Origin of the sequence: Algoriphagus sp. UBA3586 (genome assembly GCF_002376385.1) — a bacterium.
Classification (GTDB): Bacteria; Bacteroidota; Bacteroidia; order Cytophagales; family Cyclobacteriaceae; genus Algoriphagus; species Algoriphagus ornithinivorans.
This window is the reverse complement of the sequence record NZ_DFMT01000006.1, coordinates 136,919-155,404: the sequence shown is the minus strand read 5'-3', so window position 1 is coordinate 155,404 and position 18,486 is coordinate 136,919. Positions and strand designations below refer to the sequence as shown.

At 38.0% G+C, this 18,486-nt stretch carries 15 protein-coding genes; 4 read left to right on the top strand and 11 right to left on the bottom strand.

Translation table 11 applies throughout. The features are described from left to right. Nucleotides 1–23: 23 nt before the first annotated feature. The 9 genes from B2906_RS01510 to B2906_RS01470 all read right to left on the bottom strand — a co-directional run bounded on the left by B2906_RS01510 (nt 24) and on the right by B2906_RS01470 (nt 8,250). Nucleotides 24–1,310 (bottom strand): citrate synthase, encoded by a 1,287-nt coding sequence (locus B2906_RS01510; protein WP_091654558.1) that lies wholly within the window; start codon nt 1,308–1,310, stop codon nt 24–26. Nucleotides 1,311–1,557: 247 nt separating this feature from the next. Beyond that, a complete protein-coding gene (locus tag B2906_RS01505) occupies nt 1,558–1,980 on the bottom strand; it encodes a BrxA/BrxB family bacilliredoxin (protein ID WP_219958332.1) in 423 nt (140 codons plus the stop codon). 23 nt (nt 1,981–2,003) lie between these two features. After that, nucleotides 2,004–2,339: an iron-sulfur cluster assembly protein gene (locus tag B2906_RS01500; protein ID WP_091654555.1), complete on the bottom strand. Its 336-nt coding sequence runs from the start codon at nt 2,337–2,339 to the stop codon at nt 2,004–2,006. A 2-nt stretch (nt 2,340–2,341) separates the two neighbouring features. Next, nucleotides 2,342–2,773, bottom strand: a complete 432-nt coding sequence (locus B2906_RS01495) for a SufE family protein (protein WP_219958333.1) — start codon at nt 2,771–2,773, stop codon at nt 2,342–2,344. Then, nucleotides 2,770–3,993 carry a cysteine desulfurase gene (locus B2906_RS01490; protein WP_219958334.1) on the bottom strand — a complete coding sequence of 408 codons (1,224 nt, stop codon included), beginning with the start codon at nt 3,991–3,993 and terminating at the stop codon, nt 2,770–2,772. Before B2906_RS01490 ends, B2906_RS01495 begins: the two co-directional genes overlap by 4 nt. Nucleotides 3,994–4,002: 9 nt before the next feature. Further along, the gene (gene sufD, locus B2906_RS01485) at nt 4,003–5,271 is read right to left on the bottom strand and encodes a Fe-S cluster assembly protein SufD (RefSeq protein ID WP_219958335.1); all 1,269 of its coding nucleotides are present in this window, start codon (nt 5,269–5,271) and stop codon (nt 4,003–4,005) included. A 17-nt stretch (nt 5,272–5,288) separates the two neighbouring features. Next, a complete protein-coding gene (gene sufC, locus B2906_RS01480; RefSeq protein WP_219958336.1) occupies nt 5,289–6,053 on the bottom strand; it encodes a Fe-S cluster assembly ATPase SufC in 765 nt (254 codons plus the stop codon). A 38-nt stretch (nt 6,054–6,091) separates the two neighbouring features. Next, nucleotides 6,092–7,537, bottom strand: a complete 1,446-nt coding sequence (sufB, locus tag B2906_RS01475; protein ID WP_219958337.1) for a Fe-S cluster assembly protein SufB — start codon at nt 7,535–7,537, stop codon at nt 6,092–6,094. Between the two features lie 236 nt (nt 7,538–7,773). Next, the gene (locus tag B2906_RS01470; RefSeq protein ID WP_091654549.1) at nt 7,774–8,250 is read right to left on the bottom strand and encodes an Lrp/AsnC ligand binding domain-containing protein; all 477 of its coding nucleotides are present in this window, start codon (nt 8,248–8,250) and stop codon (nt 7,774–7,776) included. 372 nt (nt 8,251–8,622) lie between these two features. Here B2906_RS01470 and B2906_RS01465 point away from each other — a divergent pair, with 372 nt between their 5' ends. The 3 genes from B2906_RS01465 to B2906_RS01455 all read left to right on the top strand — a co-directional run bounded on the left by B2906_RS01465 (nt 8,623) and on the right by B2906_RS01455 (nt 14,010). Next, on the top strand, nt 8,623–9,168 hold the full coding sequence (locus tag B2906_RS01465) for a hypothetical protein (RefSeq protein WP_219958338.1): 546 nt from the start codon (nt 8,623–8,625) through the stop codon (nt 9,166–9,168). A 90-nt stretch (nt 9,169–9,258) separates the two neighbouring features. Beyond that, nucleotides 9,259–11,175 carry a M14 family metallopeptidase gene (locus tag B2906_RS01460; protein WP_219958339.1) on the top strand — a complete coding sequence of 639 codons (1,917 nt, stop codon included), beginning with the start codon at nt 9,259–9,261 and terminating at the stop codon, nt 11,173–11,175. A 21-nt stretch (nt 11,176–11,196) separates the two neighbouring features. Further along, the gene (locus B2906_RS01455) at nt 11,197–14,010 is read left to right on the top strand and encodes an alpha/beta hydrolase family protein (RefSeq protein ID WP_219958340.1); all 2,814 of its coding nucleotides are present in this window, start codon (nt 11,197–11,199) and stop codon (nt 14,008–14,010) included. Between the two features lie 40 nt (nt 14,011–14,050). On the opposite strand, the gene B2906_RS01450 is transcribed toward B2906_RS01455, so the two are convergent. Beyond that, complete coding sequence (locus B2906_RS01450; protein ID WP_219958341.1) at nt 14,051–14,845, bottom strand: thymidylate synthase; 795 nt, start codon at nt 14,843–14,845, stop codon at nt 14,051–14,053. 136 nt (nt 14,846–14,981) lie between these two features. On the opposite strand from B2906_RS01450, the gene B2906_RS01445 reads away from it, so the two are divergent. Next, nucleotides 14,982–17,237: an efflux RND transporter permease subunit gene (locus tag B2906_RS01445; RefSeq protein ID WP_219958342.1), complete on the top strand. Its 2,256-nt coding sequence runs from the start codon at nt 14,982–14,984 to the stop codon at nt 17,235–17,237. Here B2906_RS01445 and B2906_RS01440 read toward each other — a convergent pair. Then, the gene (locus B2906_RS01440; protein ID WP_219958343.1) at nt 17,234–18,280 is read right to left on the bottom strand and encodes an endonuclease/exonuclease/phosphatase family protein; all 1,047 of its coding nucleotides are present in this window, start codon (nt 18,278–18,280) and stop codon (nt 17,234–17,236) included. The genes B2906_RS01445 and B2906_RS01440 overlap by 4 nt on opposite strands. Nucleotides 18,281–18,486 lie beyond the last annotated feature (206 nt).

Here is an 18,486-nt window from a genome sequence, read left to right as displayed (position 1 = left end):
TCATATTTTAGCATAAATCAAAATTATCTTCTATTCATAGAAACATAATCTCTTTCATTTGCACCAGTATATACTTGTCTTGGTCTACCGATTGGTTCACCGTTTTCACGCATTTCTTTCCATTGTGCGATCCAACCTGGGAGACGACCCAAAGCAAACATTACCGTGAACATATCAGTAGGTATACCCAATGCACGGTAGATAATTCCAGAGTAGAAATCCACATTTGGATATAGCTTTCTGTCTACGAAATATTGATCATTCAATGCAGCGTATTCCAATTCTTTGGCGATTTCTAATACTGGATCATTTACTCCTAGTTTTTCCAATACATCGTCAGCTGCTTTCTTGATGATTTTCGCTCTTGGATCAAAGTTTTTATACACTCTGTGTCCAAAGCCCATCAATCTGAAAGGATCATTCTTGTCTTTTGCTTTGTCTAGGTATTTCTTAGCATCTCCACCATCAGCTTTGATAGCTTCTAGCATTTCGATCACTGATTGGTTTGCTCCTCCATGAAGTGGTCCCCATAGCGCATTGATACCTGCAGAAATAGAAGCATAGATACTTGCTTGTGAAGAACCAACAATTCTCACTGTAGAAGTAGAACAGTTTTGTTCGTGATCGGCATGAAGGATCAACAATTTATCTAAAGCTTTAGATACAACAGGATCTACATCATACTTTTCTGCCGGAAGGGCAAACATCATTTTTAGGAAATTGGAGCAATAATCCAGAGTATTATCCGGATAATTCACAGGATGTCCCATTTCGTTCTTATAAGCCCATGCAGCAAAAGTTGGCATTTTGGCAATAAGACGGATGATGCTCATGTTCACCTCTTCTTTGCTTCTATTTGGATTTAATGAATCAGGGTAGAAAGCAGATAGAGAACAAATCAAAGAAGATAGCACGCCCATTGGGTGCGCGTTGGAAGGGAAGCCATCTAGAATCTTCTTGATGTCTTCGTGAACCAAAGTGTGATGAGTGATTTCTTTGGAGAAGTTTTCAAATTCAGCCTGGGTAGGAAGTTCACCGTAGATAAGAAGGTAAGCTACCTCCAAGAAAGTTGACTTCTCTGCCAAATCTTCAATTCTGTATCCTCTGTAACGAAGAATTCCTTCTTCTCCATCTAAAAATGTGATTGCACTAGTGGTCGATCCGGTATTTTTATAACCTGGATCTAAGGTGATTAGACCAGTAGCTCCTCTTAGTTTTGCAATATCGATTGCAGGTTCTTGTTCGGTTCCGACTATAATCGGAAACTCAAAATCTTGTCCGTTGTAGGACAACTTGGCGGAATCAGACATATAACTTGTTTTTGGATTGCGTTTTTATAAAAACCGTAAAAGATGGCCTTAAGTTACTAAAATCCCATATTTTTTAAGGTTTTATTATGCGATGGGTAATATAATTTTGCAAAAATGCTCTTTTTACCGTTTGAAAAGCAAGGGAATTTTAAATTGGATATTGGAAATTCAATAAATCCTTAAAATTTCTTTTCGAAAAAGATTGCTCTTACAAAATTTTCATGAAAAAAGCCCCGAAGGGCTTTTTTTAATCACAAAAATGTTCAAAAACCTCTACTAAGTGGTCACCGATCATTTTAGCATTTCTTCCTTCAATGTGATGACGCTCTATGAAATGAACAAGCTCTCCATCTTTGAATAAAGCCATAGCAGGAGAGGATGGAGGATAAGGTAATACGATTTCTCTAATCTTATCCACAGCTTCACGATCGTTTCCGGCAAATACTGTTGCAAGTGTAGTCGGTTTTTTCGAAGCATTCTCCAATGCATATCTTACACCTGGTCTTGCAGCACCTGCAGCACAGCCACAGACAGAGTTCACCACTACGAAAGTGGTCCCTTTATGGTCTGGTCCTAGGTGGGTAGCAACTTGTTCTGCTGTTCTAAACTCTTCAAATCCCACATCTGAGAGTTCAGCTCTCATAGGAGCAATTAATTCTTCAGGGTACATATTATCTTATTATTTAAAGTTCTTTATAGAAATCCTAATTCAAGTTTTGCAGCTTCAGACATCATATCCTGGGAGTAGGGAGGATCAAATGTTACTTCTACTTCCACATTATTTATTCCTTGAATCTGCTGTATTTTATCTTTTACCTCAGAAGGTATAAATTCCGCTGATGGACAGTTCGGTGAGGTTAAGGTCATTAAAACATAGACGTTATTGACGGGATAAACAGTAATCTCATAGATCAATCCTAATTCATAAACATCCACTGGAATTTCAGGATCATAAACCAGTTTTATGGCCTGAACCACTTTTTCCTTCAAATTAGTAACCTGTCCCACTGTGTTATTTTCAGTTTCCATAATTAGGCATTTAGCTTGGTTTGGAAGGCAATGGCATACAACTTCATCTGCTTAATCATTGAAGCCAATCCATTGGATCTTTGACTCCCAATAATACTCCCCATGCCAATTCTGTTAATAAAATTGAGATCAGCATGGATAATTTCCTCTGGAGTTCTGTCATTCAATACGCGGATTAAAAGAGAAATCAATCCTTTGGTAATATCTGTATTAGAATCAGCTTTGAAGTGTACTTTACCATCAATTTCATCTGCAATCAACCAAACTTTAGATTGACAACCTTTAATGATATTTTCTTCTTTTTGCTCCTCAACGGGAAAACCTTCCAAGTTTCCTCCAAGTTCCATTATGTAGAAAATGGTGGATTCTCTATCATCTCCTAGGATCTCAAATTCTGATACGATTTCGTCTTGAATTTCGTTGATGCTGCTCATTTATTTTTGATTTTGGCTATTCTGGCAATTCCTTCTGCCATTTGCTCAATTTCAGATTTGGTATTGTAAACAGCAAAGCTAGCCCTAACAGTTCCTTCTATTCCAAATCGTTTCATCAAAGGCTGAGTACAATGGTGACCTGTTCTCACAGCGATACCTCTAGCGTCCAGCATTTGACCTACATCGAATGGGTGCATGCCGTTGATATTGAAAGATAGAACAGATACTTTTTGTTTTGCCGTACCTATCGGTTGAAAGCCTTTGATATCAGCTGTCAATTCATTGGCATAGCTCAAAAGCTCATCTTCGTGCTCCTTAATTGCCTTTTTACCTAAGGAGTCAATAAACTCTATTGCAGCGTCGAATGCAATTACGTCAGCTATATTGGGAGTTCCTGCTTCGAATTTGAAAGGGATGTCGTTGTAGGTTGTTTTTTCGAAGGTAACCTCCTTGATCATTTCTCCACCACCCAAAAATGGTGGCATGGCTTCAAGGATTTCCCTATTTCCATACAACACTCCCAATCCGGTAGGACCATATAATTTGTGAGCAGAAAACACCATAAAATCGCAATCCAAGTCCACAACATCTATTTCCAAATGACTAGTGGATTGCGCTCCGTCCAATAATACTTTGGCTCCAACAGCATGCGCTGCATCAATCATTTTCTTGACTGGATTGATCGTGCCCAGTGCATTAGATGCATGAACTACGCTTAGAAGTTTTGTTTTGGAAGTAAGAAGTTTCTCGAATTCCTGATAGTCTAGCTCTCCATTTTCGTGAATGGGGATGATTTTCAGGACTGCTCCCGTTGCTTCGCAGAGCATTTGCCAAGGAACAATATTGGAATGGTGCTCCATGGTCGAGATGATGATTTCATCACCTTTACCGATAAATTTCCTCCCAAAGGTTTGCGCTATCAAGTTAATTGATTCGGTAGTTCCTTTTGTAAATATTATTTCAGCACTCTCTTTGGCATTGATAAATTTTCTGACAGACTCGCGGGTATTTTCAAAATACTGAGTAGCTCTATCAGCTAAAGCATGAGCACCTCTATGAATATTTGAATTATCCTTTTCATAGTAGGAGGTTAAAGCCTCAAGAACCTGCTTCGGTTTTTGTGTTGTAGCTGCATTATCAAAATAAATCAAGGGCTTGCCGTGTACTTCTTGGTGAAGCACAGGAAACAAGCCCCTGATTTGGTTCACATCAAAATTCATGAATGGATTTTAGAATTTACTTCCAAGTCTCTCCTGCACCAAATTAGTACAGTATGCTTGGAAGCTTTCGGTTTCTATGTGTTCTAATACTTCTCCTGCAAATGCATACAAAAGCAAACCTTTTGCCTGCATTTTATCTATTCCTCTCGCCTGCAAATAGAACAAAGCCTCTTCATCCAACTGGCCTGTCGTACATCCATGAGAACATTTCACATCATCTGCCCAAATTTCTAATTGTGGCTTGGTATTGATTACCGCATCTTCAGAAAGCAAGATGTTATTGTTCTGCTGAAAAGCATTGGTCTTCTGGGCATCTTGTCTTACAAAGATTTTCCCATTGAAAACCCCTCTTGAATGGTCAGCCAAGATCCCTTTGTACAATTCATTAGATTCTGCATGAGGCACAGTGTGATCTACGTTCGTGTGATTATCCACGTGTGCTTTACCGTTCAATAGGTAAATGCCGTACATGTTCCCAACGGAATTACTTCCTAGAATATTCAGGTTGAGGTTATTTCTAACCATATTTCCTGAAAGTGATATGGTAACTGCTGAAAACTGAGAGTCTTGATGAATATCAGTTTCAATATTGCTTACTTCGATAAATTGCTTGCCTTCATTCTGAAGTCTGTAGTAATTGATCTTAGTGTTCAAGCCTCCCTTGATCTCTACCACTTTATTGGCAAAGACAGTTTTTTCTCCTAGAAGGACAGACTGCTCGATGAAAGTTATTTCAGCAAAATCACCGGATTCAATCCATATTCTAGGTTGTACAACCTGTCCAGAATTTGCTTTGAAAAAGGAAAGTAAGAGAATTGGTGCAGTTATTTGAGTTTTCTTTGGAACAGATATAAATGCACCGTCTTGAAATGAAGCTAAATTTAAAGCAGCAAAAGCATCCTTTTCAGGCTTGGCAATGCTTCCTAGATTCAAGTCTTCTTTTTTTGTAATAGAAGAAATCTCTATACCCTCAGGCAAGTCAGAAAGTTCTGGAATAAAGGATCCATTGTTGAATACAAGGACATTTCCCTCAAAACCTTCATAAATAGATTGGTCGACAAGTTCTTTGGTCAACTCAATTGGTTTTGCAGATTGAAAGTCTGAAATTTCTTTTTCCAGTTTTCTGGATATCTGAGTGAATTTATATTCCTCTTCCTTTACCGCTGGCAGACCTTGAGAAAGAAAACTCTCTTTACCCAGAGTTCTCTGCTCAATAAAATTGTCAGTTGCTGCTTCCAATAAAGGAGAGAAGGTATCTTGTTTTGTCAAGGTACTCATGGTAGTTTTTTTATAAATCAGACAGTGGCTGCCGAATCAATTTCTTCTTTGATCCAGTCGTAACCTTTTTCTTCCAGTTCCAAGGCCAATTCCTTGGTTCCTGATTTCACTATTCTTCCTTTATATAACACATGTACATAATCTGGTACGATGTAATCTAAAAGTCGCTGATAGTGAGTCACCACTATGGTAGCATTATCTGCTGATTTCAATTGATTAACTCCGTTGGATACAACTTTAAGTGCGTCAATATCTAATCCGGAGTCAGTTTCGTCCAAAATAGATAATGTTGGCTCCAACATTGCCATCTGGAAGATTTCATTTCTCTTTTTCTCCCCTCCAGAAAAACCTTCGTTCAAAGCTCTGCTCAAAAGCTTTTGGTCAATCTCAACCAATTTCATTTTCTCCTTCATCAAAGAAAGAAACTTCACCGCATCCAAAGGCTCCAAACCTCTATATTCTCTTACCTGATTCACGGCAGTTCTGAGGAAGTTGGTGGAAGATACACCAGGAATTTCTACAGGATATTGAAATGCAAGGAATACGCCCTCTCTAGCTCTGTCTTCTGGTGCAAGATCCAAAAGGTCTTTGCCTTTGAAAGTTACTTCTCCTTCAGTTACTTCATATTCTTCTCTGCCAGCCAAAACTGAGGCAAGAGTAGATTTTCCGGACCCATTAGGTCCCATGATAGCGTGCACTTCACCTGCTTTTACTTCCAAATTGATGCCTCTCAAGATAGAAGTGCCCTCAATTGATGCGTGTAGGTTTTTTATTGATAACATGGTTCTAGATTTTCAATTTCAAATTTTAACTCAGGCGCTTAACCTACAGATCCTTCTAGGGTTAAGGCTAATAGTTTTTGCGCTTCCACTGCAAATTCCATTGGAAGTTGGTTCAGAACTTCTTTTGCATACCCATTGACAATCAAAGCAACAGCATCTTCCGTTGCTATACCTCTCTGGTTGCAATAGAAAATCTGATCTTCACCAATTTTCGATGTAGTCGCTTCATGCTCTACTTTGGCGCTTGAATTATTGATATCGATATATGGGAAAGTGTGAGCTCCACATCGATCCCCCATTAATAAGGAGTCGCACTGGGAGAAGTTTCTGGCATTATCTGCTCTCTTCATCACCTGAACCTGACCTCTGTAGGAGTTTTGGGATTTACCAGCTGAGATACCTTTGGATACGATTCTTGATTTGGTGTTTTTACCAATGTGAATCATTTTGGTCCCGGTATCAGCTTGTTGGTAATTGTTGGTTACGGCTACTGAATAGAATTCACCTATAGAATAATCACCTTTTAATATACAAGAAGGATATTTCCATGTAACAGCAGAACCTGTTTCCACCTGAGTCCAAGAAATCTTGGAATGATCACCAGCGCAGATTCCTCTCTTCGTAACAAAGTTGTAAATACCTCCTTTACCGTTTTTGTCTCCTGGGAACCAGTTTTGAACGGTAGAGTACTTCACCTCTGCATGAGCTGCTGCGTAAATTTCCACTACAGCCGCATGAAGTTGATTTTCATCTCTTTGAGGTGCTGTACAGCCTTCCAAATAAGACACATATGACTCTTCTTCCGCAACGATCAAGGTTCTTTCGAATTGACCTGTGTTTGCGGCATTGATTCGGAAGTAGGTGGAAAGCTCCATAGGACATCTTACACCTTTTGGAATGTAGCAGAATGATCCATCAGAGAAGACAGCCGAGTTAAGAGCTGCATAATAATTATCTGTCATTGGGACCACTGACCCCAAATATTTTTTAACTAATTCAGGGTGCTCTTTCACCGCTTCACTGAAGGAGCAGAAAATGATTCCGAGTTTGCTAAGTGTACCTTTAAAGGTAGTAGCAACAGAAACTGAATCAAGGACTGCATCTACAGCAATACCTTGAAGTCTTTTTTGCTCATTTAAAGAAATACCGAGTCTCTCGTAGATCGCTAATAACTCCGGATCAACCTCGTTTAAGTTTTTTGGCTTATTAGATTGCTTAGGTGCAGAGTAATATCTCAACTTATCAAAATCAATTTTTGGATAAGTCACGTTGGCCCAATCGGGCTCAGCCATTTCCTGCCAAGTTCTAAAAGCTTTGAGTCTCCACTCCAATAGCCAAGAAGGCTCTTCTTTCTTTGCAGAGATCCACTTTATGATTTCCTCATTTAAGCCTACGGGAGCCTCATCAGCCTCATAATTGACTGACCAACCATGTTCGTATTCTTTTGAGGTGAATTCTTCTAAAATTTCGTTGTCTTTGCTCATTATTGGTGAGTTATTTAGACTAATTACATTTTGACTGCGAAGGTACAACATATAATCAAAATATTATGTTCAATCACATTCGAAAAATCTATTGGAGATACAATTCTTCGATTAAAAATGCCCTTCAGGTTCAAATTTGGGAATATTTTCTCGGAAATAAAAAAAGCCTGACAATGCCAGGCTTTTTGCGATAATATCGTTTTTCATTTATTTAGATTTGATCTAAATAGATGTTTTTATCCTTTTTCTTTATCAAAAAATTGAATTGGTCTGTTTATACTTTCTTCCAAAACAATTAAAGTCTCTGTTCTATCAATGCCCTCTACCTTTTGAATTTTATCCAATACGAGTCTAAGGTGATTGGTGTCTCTGCAGATGATTTTTGCAAAAATTGAATAATTACCTGTCGTGTAGTAAGCACTTACTACTTCAGAGATTGCCTTTAATTTTTCAATAACTGTATCGTATAGAGAGCTTTTTTCCAAATAAATACCTAAAAATGCTGAGATGTCGTAACCAAGTTTTGAGAAATCGATATTCAGAGTTGCACTTTTAACAATGCCCATATCTTCCAATTTCTTCATTCTCACGTGGACAGTCCCCGAAGACACAAATACCTTTTTGGCAATTTCGGTATAAGGTGTTTTGGCATCTTCGTTCAGCAAGGAGATAATCTTGAGGTCTATGTTATCGATATCTAAAATTTTATCCATTTTTTTTGATTGGATTTAGATGATTGTTAATGAAATCGCATGTAAATTAAAGATTGTTCAAAATATTGCAAAATTATTTTTTCAATTTGTAATTATATTCAAAATGCATTTACTTTGGAATCGAAATGAATGTCTTTCAGTTTATTTTGTTTTTAGAATAAAGGCAAAATTTTAAATTTGAAAAATGGAGAAAACTCCAAACATTCAGTTGAAAAAGAAAAACTTTTAATCTCTAAAGTTATATTTGGGTTTATATTCTGAAAAGGGTCTTGCTGCTGGCAAGACTTTTTTATTGTTTTTTTTAAAATTTAAAATACAATTTTTTGCATTTGATAAAATTTAAAGTGTATTTTTGTTACAAATACTTTGAATATGATGAATTCATTCAAAATAAAGACTCTTGGCCCTATTGCGACGGTTATGATTTTTCTAGCTGTTCAGCTTTCTGTTTCTGCTGCCGCGCAAATGAATGGGGACGAATCAAATGATGATAAACTTGAAAGTTCAATTGTTAGATATAATAGATTGAGCCTAAAGTCTGTTCCAAATAAATCTGTGAAGGCTGAGGAGATTACAATTTCTAAGGATTTGGAATTAAAGCCCTTGACTAACACAGAAGAAAGCATGGCTTCAAATTTAGATTCCCACTGGGCTTGGCCAGAATATACGCTAGACATGATTGATTCCTATTCACCTTTTCTTTTTAGAACAAAAAAGTCAAGAGACGTGGAGGAAGTGAAAGTCTTATTGATGGTGGATTCTAAAGGAAAACTTTCAGGCTATGAATTATTGACTGATACTGATAAAGGCCTGCGAGAAAGAATTGATTATTTAGTAAGGCAGCTCCCAAAATGCAAGCCTGTTCCTGGGTTTGTGAATTATACTCCAGAAACATTCGAATTGACAATTAGAAAATAGAAGCCGGAAAATTCCGGCTTTTTTTTGTAAACGGTGATACAGAGATGTATCACCTTTTTTACTTTTAGCCATTCTAAAAACCACCGAATCATGAAGAAAATAGCAAGCTTATCAAGTTTGATGTTACTTTCTGTGATGAGTTACGGCCAAATTGATACTTTTCAAAAAGCCAAAGTCTTTACTGAAAGTGATACCAGTGCCAAATTTCATACAGTATCGGGCGAGCGTCATGGCCCCTCTTTTTTTAAAAAACATAAATTTCCTGAAGTCGAATATGTGCCGGGAGAAAAGCTGACTTTCGACAAGTATCATACGGTCAATGTTATGTATCATTGGTATGAGAAATGGGCAGAACTCTATCCTGAAATTGTTGACCTATATATAATAGGAGAGTCATTTGAAGGAAGACCGATCTATCAGATGACGCTTACCAATAAAAAGACTGGAAAAGACACCGAAAAACCAGCAGCATATTTCGAAGGAGGAAGACATTCAGGCGAGATCACTGCCAGTGAGTCAGTACTTTGGTTGACTCAACATCTGCTGGAGAATTATGGCAAGGACAAAGAGATTACCCATCTGATTGACACCAAGGCCATCTACTTAAGGCCTCAAAACAATCCGGATGGCTCCAATCTTTATTTATATACCGAGCAAAGAAATAGAAGTACGGTAAAACCCCACGACAATGATAGAGATGGACTAATAGATGAAGACCCTGAGGAGGATTTGGACGGCGATGGAGTAATCTATCAAATGAGAAAAAAGGCAGTCACCGAGGAAGAAAAGAAAAAGGCCAATTATATCGTAGATCCAGATCATCCATCTGGGAAATTGATGAAAAGAGTTTTCCCTGGTAAAGGTGATTATCTCCTTTACACAGAAGGGATCGATAATGATGGGGATGGAGATTATAATGAAGACGGCGTAGGTGGTCTAGACCTTCATAGAAATTACCCTGAAAACTGGAGACCTGATATAGGCGGTGACTTGACGGGAAGAGGTTATACACAATATGGTGCTGGTGAGTACCCTTTGAGTGAGCCAGAAACTCGGTCTACTGTCCTTTGGATGTTAAGTCATGCCAATATTTCTGTGGTCAATTCAATGGATACCAGAGTTCCCATGCATTTAAGACCGCCATCAACTTCTAAAAGCGAAGAGCGAATGTATCCAGAAGATTTGGCTATATACAAAGAGATGGATGAGTTGGGACTTTCTTACACAGCTTATCCATGGGCTGGGGATGTATATGAAACCTATTCTACTCGATATAAAGTCAATAGAATGACAGGTGATCCCCTAAAGCCTTCTCCACTATTTGGGCATGGGCCTGATTTTGGCTACTTCTATTTTGGGAGTATTTGGTATGGTGATGAGTTGTGGAACAACGGAGCCATGAAGGATTATAATAATGATGGCATTTATGATGATTACGATGCTTTGGTTTGGGATGAAGAAGAAAATGGAGGAAAAGGCTTTAAGTCTTGGACACCGTTTGATCACCCTGAGTTAGGCGAAGTAGAAATTGGAGGATTTCATCCGAAATTTTTTGGACAAAACGGTCCGCCTTGGCAATTGGAAAATTGGGCCAAGAAACAGGCTTTATTTAATCTAGCTATGGCAAAAAGGCTTCCTGAGATCAAAATAGAAAAGCCAGTAATTAAAAAAATCAAAGATGGAGAATATGAGATTTTCCTCACTTGGGAAAATGTTGGGGGGCTTCCTGTAGCACTGGAGCAAGCCAAGCTAGTAAAGATTGTTCAGGAAGACAGAGTATCCCTGGAATTTGCAAAAGCATTGACGGAAGGATACGAGAACGCGAAAGTTCAAATAACCAGTCCTGACTTGTATGACAAAACTATTTATGCTGGCTACACCGGAAAAGGTGAGAAGAAAACGGTCAGCTTCAAAGTAAAAGTAAATAGTGCCGAAGAGGTAAAAGGAAAAATTAAGCTCTCTTCTACAAGAGGAGGGTTATTTGTACAGGAATTTACATTGAAATAATACATTCTAAACCAATCAATTATGCTGAGAAGAATAAGCGGAATACTGATGCTTTCTGTGATGTTGACCATTTCAGGTTTACAGGCACAGCAAAAGCGTTCCCTTACACATGATGATTATGATGGCTGGGAGAACCTATCATCAGATCGAATTACAAAAAATGGAATTTGGGTAGGGTATATAATTTCTCCACAGGATGGAGATGGAAGATTAGAGATTTTACCTTTTAAAGATGTCAGTAAAAAGTTTGTGATCCCTAGAGCTCAGGGTTGGAACTTTACACCTGACGATACTTACGCGGTCGGAAAGATTGTTCCACAAGAAGACTCTATTCGCTTTTTGAAGTTGAAAAAGACTAAAAAAGACGACATGCCTAAGGATAGTTTGTTCATCTATGAAATGAAAACTGGCAAACTGGAAAAAATGGCAGAAGTTAAGTCTTTTGCTATTCCTGAAAAAGGAGGAAGTTGGATTGCTATTCAGTTTGAAAAGGAAAAGCCAGCGAAAAAAGATCCTGCTGATTCCACCGCAAAAGCAGAAAAGCCTAAAAAAACAGATGGTACTAAATTGCTGGTAAGATCCCTAGATGGATCCAAATCCTATGAATTTGCCAGAGTTAAATCTTATGGGTTCTCCAGAAATGGTGATTTCCTTCATTATGTATTAGCTGAAGAGGATACGTTGGATAATGCTGCAATTCATTTACTCAACCTAAGTTCCGGACAATCTACAGTCTTACATGAAGGGAATACAGCTTACGAGCGAGTGACTTTTTCTCCAAAATCCAGATATCTGGCATTTTTGAGTACAAATGATTCAGCCAAATCTAAAAAGCCATATTATAACCTGTTCCTCACAACCACCTCTAATCCCAAGGTAGAGGAGATTGCTACAAGAAATAGTCAGGGCATATTGGAAAATGGAAGAATCAGTAATGATGGCTCTATTCGTTTTTCTGAAAATGAAAACAGGTTGTTTTTCGGTGTTTCTGAAGACTATGTGGATTATGCTTACGAATCCGATACTACTATTTTGGACGATGAGAGAGTAAGTTTGGATATCTGGGGCTGGCAAGATGCTGAAATTCAGCCAATGCAATTGAGAAATAAGTCCAGAGAGGAAAAGCGGTCTTACACAGCTGCAATGGACCTAATTGATAGAAGCATTGCACAGTTGGAGGACAGGGAAGTCAACAATGTCATTCTCGAAAACAAAATAGAAAGAGATTTTGGAATAGCTTGGACAGATGCTCCATATAGAAGAGCTTATAGCTGGGATATTCAGATTGGAAGAGATTTATACTTGGTAGACTTTGAAAGCGGCGAAAGAACTTTGATCGAAAAAAATGCGCCGGGATACCCAAGCGTTTCACCTGAAGGAAATTATGTAACCTGGTATGCAAGTACCGATAGTGCCTGGGTCGCCTACGATATTGTTGCCCGAAAGAAAATTAACCTAACTTCTGGAATTGAAAACGTTGTCTTTTATGAAGAATTGCATGATTCTCCCTCGCTTCCTGGTTCCTATGGAGTAGCAGGTTGGTTGGCTGGAGACGAAGCAATTTTGATCAATGATAGATATGATATCTGGAAAATTGATCCTAGAAATCCAAATGCTGCTGTTAATGTCACAGCCGGAGAAGGAAGAAAAAATAAAATCGAGTACAGAAGAATTACTCTGGATAGGGAAGAGAAAAGCATTGATCCAAAAGAAAAACTTTACTTGACAGCCTTCAATGAAATGTCAAAAGAAAGTGGCATAGCTGAAGGTTCAATGAATGGCTCTGCTCCAAAATCAATTCTGATGACGGCTCATAGATATTATGGATTGACGAAAGCTGAAGATTCAGATGAAATTCTGGTTCAGAGAAGTACCTATAAAGAATCTCCGGATTTGTACTTAGGTGATTTGAAGTTCAAAAATCTAAGAAAAGCTTCTAATCTTAATCCGCAGCAGGCAAATGTTAAATGGGGTTCTGTGGAATTGGTAAGTTATTTGGCTAATGACGGAACTCCACTTCAAGGACTTCTTTTCAAACCAGAATATTTTGATCCCAGTAAGAAGTATCCTATGATGGTTTACTTCTATGAGAGGAATAGTGACGGATTGCATAATTACAGAAGCCCTGCACCTTCGGCTTCTACGATTAATATTCCGTTTTTTGTCAGCAATGATTATTTGGTATTCGTGCCGGATATTAAATATGATTTGGGATTACCAGGACCAAGTGCCTACAACTGTATCATCCCGGGTGTTCAATCTATCGTAGCCAAAGGCTATGTGGATGCCGATAATATGGCAATTCAGGGGCAAAGTTGGGGTGGATATCAAGTGGCGTATTTGATCACACAAACCAATATGTTTAAAGCAGCTGGAGCTGGAGCTCCTGTGGTAAATATGACTTCTGCTTATGGAGGAATCAGATGGGGTACAGGAATGAGCCGTATGTTCCAATACGAGCAAACCCAATCTAGAATAGGTGGAACTCTTTGGGAGAAGCCTCTTTATTACATAGAAAACTCACCTTTGTTTTTCATGGATAGAGTAAATACCCCAGTATTGATCATGCATAATGATGAAGACGGAGCAGTTCCGTGGTATCAAGGTATTGAGATGTTTATGGCTCTGAAGCGTTTGAACAAGCCAGCTTGGTTGCTTCAATACAATGGTGAAGATCATAACTTGCGTCAGCGAAAAAATAGAAAGGACTTGTCAATTAGACTCAGTCAATTCTTTGATCATTATTTGAAAGGTGCTCCGGCTCCGCTATGGATGACTGAAGGTCTTCCAGCAGTCGAGAAAGGAAGAACCTTAAAATATGAATTAGGTCAATAATAAAATAGCCCCGGATTTTCTGAAATTCGGGGCTAATTTTTTATACAGCAACTGGGGCTTTGATATGTGGGTGGGGATCATAATTGACCAATTCAAAATCCTCGTATTTGAAACTGAAAATATCTTTTACTGCCGGATTAATTTTCATAGTAGGCAAAGGTCTACACTCTCTACTTAGCTGCAATTCTGTTTGTTCTAAATGATTTAAATACAAGTGAGCATCCCCAAAAGTGTGTACAAATTCACCTGGCTGGAGATCACAAACCTGAGCCACCATCATTGTAAATAGGGCATAGGACGCAATATTAAAAGGAACACCCAAAAATACATCCGCACTTCTTTGGTACAGTTGACAGGATAATTTTCCGTCTGCTACATAAAACTGAAAAATCGTATGGCAAGGAGGAAGAGCCATGTGATCTACATCGGCGACATTCCAAGCGCTAACGATGTGGCGCCTGCTATCAGGTTTGGTTTTAATTTGATGGATCAAGTTCTTAATCTGGTCAATCTCGCCACCTTTACCATCAGGCCAGTGTCTCCATTGATATCCATATACAGGTCCAAGGTCTCCATTTTCATCTGCCCATTCATCCCAAATGGAAACACCATTTTCCTTCAGCCATTTGATATTGCTATCACCGTTCAAAAACCAGAGAAGTTCTATTATGATACTCCTTAAATGAAGTTTTTTGGTAGTCACAACCGGAAATCCCTCTGACAAATCAAATCTCATCTGATGTCCAAAAATACTGATCGTTCCAGTACCTGTTCTGTCAGATTTTTTCACCCCCTCTTTTAATATTTTCCTCATCAGGTCATGATATTGCTCCATGGTTGTTTTGGTTTTTTTCTAGTCAACAAGATAATAGCTTCAGACAAATATCGGAATTGCTATCAAACAAAGAAGACACAAACTGATTATAATTGTGTGACATTTGGAGTCGGAGATATATTTAAACTGCTATTGGATGTTTACTAAATCAGGTGCTAATTTTTCATTTTCCATTGCAGTGATTTTTTGTCTGATCTTGGGTTTTCTTCAGCCAAAGCCGGTTTTTGATTATGATTTCGAACAGTTTTTCCCTCAAGATGATGAGAATTTAGCCTTTTACAGGGAGTATGAGGAGATTTTTGGCAGCGATAATGATTATCTGCTACTAGCTTTTGAAAATTCACAAGGGCGGTTGTTTGATGCTTCTTTTTTATCGGAGCTAGATCAGTTTCAGGAATCCGTTACAAGTTTGGAAAAAGTGGATTCGGTCTTTTCGATATTAACAGTTAAGGAACCTATCATTAGTCCATTTGGTGTAAGAGAACGTGCTGCCTTGTCTTGGGATTTGGAGAAAGATGAAGTAAACTTTCAAGGGGACGAGAAGAAATATCAAGGCAACCTTATTGCCAAGGATGGGGAAAGTCTCTTGGTTTTGATTAAAAATGAGGATAATCTTTCCAAAGAGGATGGAGACCTTCTTTATGGAGAGATTCAAGAATTATGGAAGTCTCAAGGCCTAGCCCCCAAGGCAGTGGCAGGCAAAATACAGACACAAGGTGATTTTGTGGATTTGATGCAAAATGAATTTGGTTTGTTTTTCGGGGCTTCTCTCATTTTGATGCTACTTATTTTAGTATTGATTTTTCGGAGCTGGTGGGGAGTGGTGATACCGATTTTAGTATTGTTGGTTGGAGTACTTTGGGCTTTTGCATTTATTCTATTGATCGGGAAAAAATTGGCATTGATGTCTGTAATGCAGCCCACAATTTTTCTAATCGTAGGACTGAGTGCTTTAATCCATTTTTTCACACATCTTATCAAAGCTTTAAAAGTAGCCCAGTCAAAAGATGAAGCCATTTCAAAGGTTTTTAAAGAGTTATGGGTTCCTGTGACATTGACAATTTTGACCACCTCTTTAGGGTTCTTTTCTCTTTATTTCACAAGTATTCCAGCGTTGAAGGACTTTGGGTTGACCACTGGTTTAGGGATTCTGATGATGTTTTTTTCAGTGAGTTTAATTACTCCATTTCTATTATATCGCTGGAAAAAGTTGAGCGTAAGTAGTGATTCTGAAAAAATAGCTCCTGATTTTTATCACGCGGCTCTCAGGCAAATATTTATAAAAAGCAAAGAGATTTTAGTTCTCTTTTTTTTCATCAGCATGTTATCTGTTTATCTAGGCAGTAAAATAGATATCAATGGATATCTTCTCGATAATCTACCTTCAGACCATCCTATCCAAAATGACTTTAATTTTTTTAATGAGCAATTTGGAGGGTCCAATCCTTTAGAAATCTATTTGAAATCAAGTAATGGATCTAAAAATCTTCTCGATTATGAGGCTTTGAAAGAAATAGATAAGCTAGAAATGAAATTGAAAAAGGAGTTTGGAGAGATCAGTGTATTATCTCCTTTAACCTTGGTGAAAACGCTAAATCAAGCACAAAATCAAGGTGATCATGCTGCCTTTATGTTTCCCAGTCCAGGGCAATTTAGAAGAATGGAAAGGTTTTTAGGCCGAGTTTCGAAAAATCAAGGGTCTTTGGTTCTTTCCGAGGATCTGATGGAAGGTAGGATTTCAGCTAGAATTCCAGATTTGGGCAGTTTGCAAATGAGCCAAATAAGAGAGAAAGTGAGGGAATATATTGAAGAGGAGATAAACGAGGATGTTATTCAAGTAAGATGGACAGGGACTTCCTATTTAATTGATAAAGGACATGAGTCGGTTACCATTCAAATGGCAAGAGGACTTGGAGTTGCTTTCTTGTTGGTTGGTATAATAGCAGGATTTTTATTCAAGTCTTGGCGTATTTCTTTCATTCTACTGATTCCAAATATTATCCCGTTGCTTTGGATGTTAGGACTGATGTATTTTTTGGGAGTAGAATTTAAACTAACAACGGCTATCCTATTTACAGTGGCATTTGGTATTGCTGTTGACGATAGTATACACTTTATGACCCGGTTGAAAATGGAATTGAGTCTTGGCAAAAATCTATTATATGCACTCAAAAGGACTTTTTTGGAAACAGGAAAGGCTATAGTTCTTACTACTCTTATCTTGGTTTCCGGTTTTGCAGTCTTGATTTTTAGCAGGTTTGGTGTGACTCATTACACGGGATTATTGATTTCTTCTGCCTTGGTCTTTGCTTTGTTAGCGGACCTTTTTTTGCTACCCGTGATCCTTCTTCCTATGAAAAAGGTCTGGGAAAAGAAGAATGGACAGGATTAATCTGAGATTTCCTTTTCCAAAATAAAGGTTGCAGAGACAGGATAATGATCTGAATAATCTACCTCTCTATGAGTATCAAAATCTACAGCCTTGAGTTCTTTGGAGCTAAAAATGTGATCAATTCTCAAGAAGAATAATACCTTATTGTAGGTAAAACCAAACCCCCTGCCGGCACTTTCAAAGGCATTGGTTAATATTTTATTTAGCCTAAAATAAGTGTTTGAATAAGGAACTTCATTGAAATCCCCCATCAAAATGACTGGGTGAGGGCTATTCAGAATATGTTCTTCCAAAACATTTAACTGCTTATTTCTGGCCAAACTTCCTCTATTAAGTTTACCCAAAGTTTGACGGTAATTCTCTCTTACACCATCTATGTTATCCAATGCTTCAGAATTTATTTTCATCGATTCCAGATGACAATTATAAATTCTTAGGGTGTCCGAATTATACAAGATATCGGCAAATATGGCTCCATTAGTTCTGTTATTATCGAATACTTTTCCCTCATTAATGATTGGGTATTTGGAAAAAATAGCTAAACCGTAGGATCTTTTTTGCGGGTTTCCTTCTATAATCTGATAAGATATTTCCATCCCCGAATCTTTTCCCAATAGCTGAACAGCATTTCTTGAGGGAGTAGTGTAATCCTGATAAAACTCCTGAAAAACTTTGACCTCTGCGGGATGATCCTGAAGCCAAGCAAAAACATTCGGGTCAAACTCTCCTCCGCTTCGTCTTTTGTAATCAAAAAGGTGAGCATTGTAGGTGAGTACATGAAGGCCTTCAGACTCTTTATTTTGGTCATTTAACTGGAAAGTAATTTCAGCAAACCTATATCCAATTAATAAGGCGCTAAGAGGAACAAATGATAATTTTCTCCATGAAAGCGCAAGAATTATGAATAAAAAAAGATTAAAAAGCCAAGCAACAGGGATGAAAAAAGGAAGCAACCCAACGTAAGGAAAGTTTTCAGGCGAAATATAAACACTGCCAAAAACCAGGAGGGTCAAAATAAATGTAAGCCAGGTAATAAATTTCATTCGCTGATGCTCAGGTGATTGTAGCTTGTAGTATTGATTTTTTGTTTTGCTTTAAACCTTTCAAGCCTATCGTTGCGTAAAGAAGCAAAAGAGAAGCCTAAAAACGAAGCTACTGAAGAATAAGTATTTTCTTGGAAAAGAAATTATCAGAATAGTACGGGCAGGGATTTTGCAGGTTCGTTATTATGCATTTATTTCGAAATAAA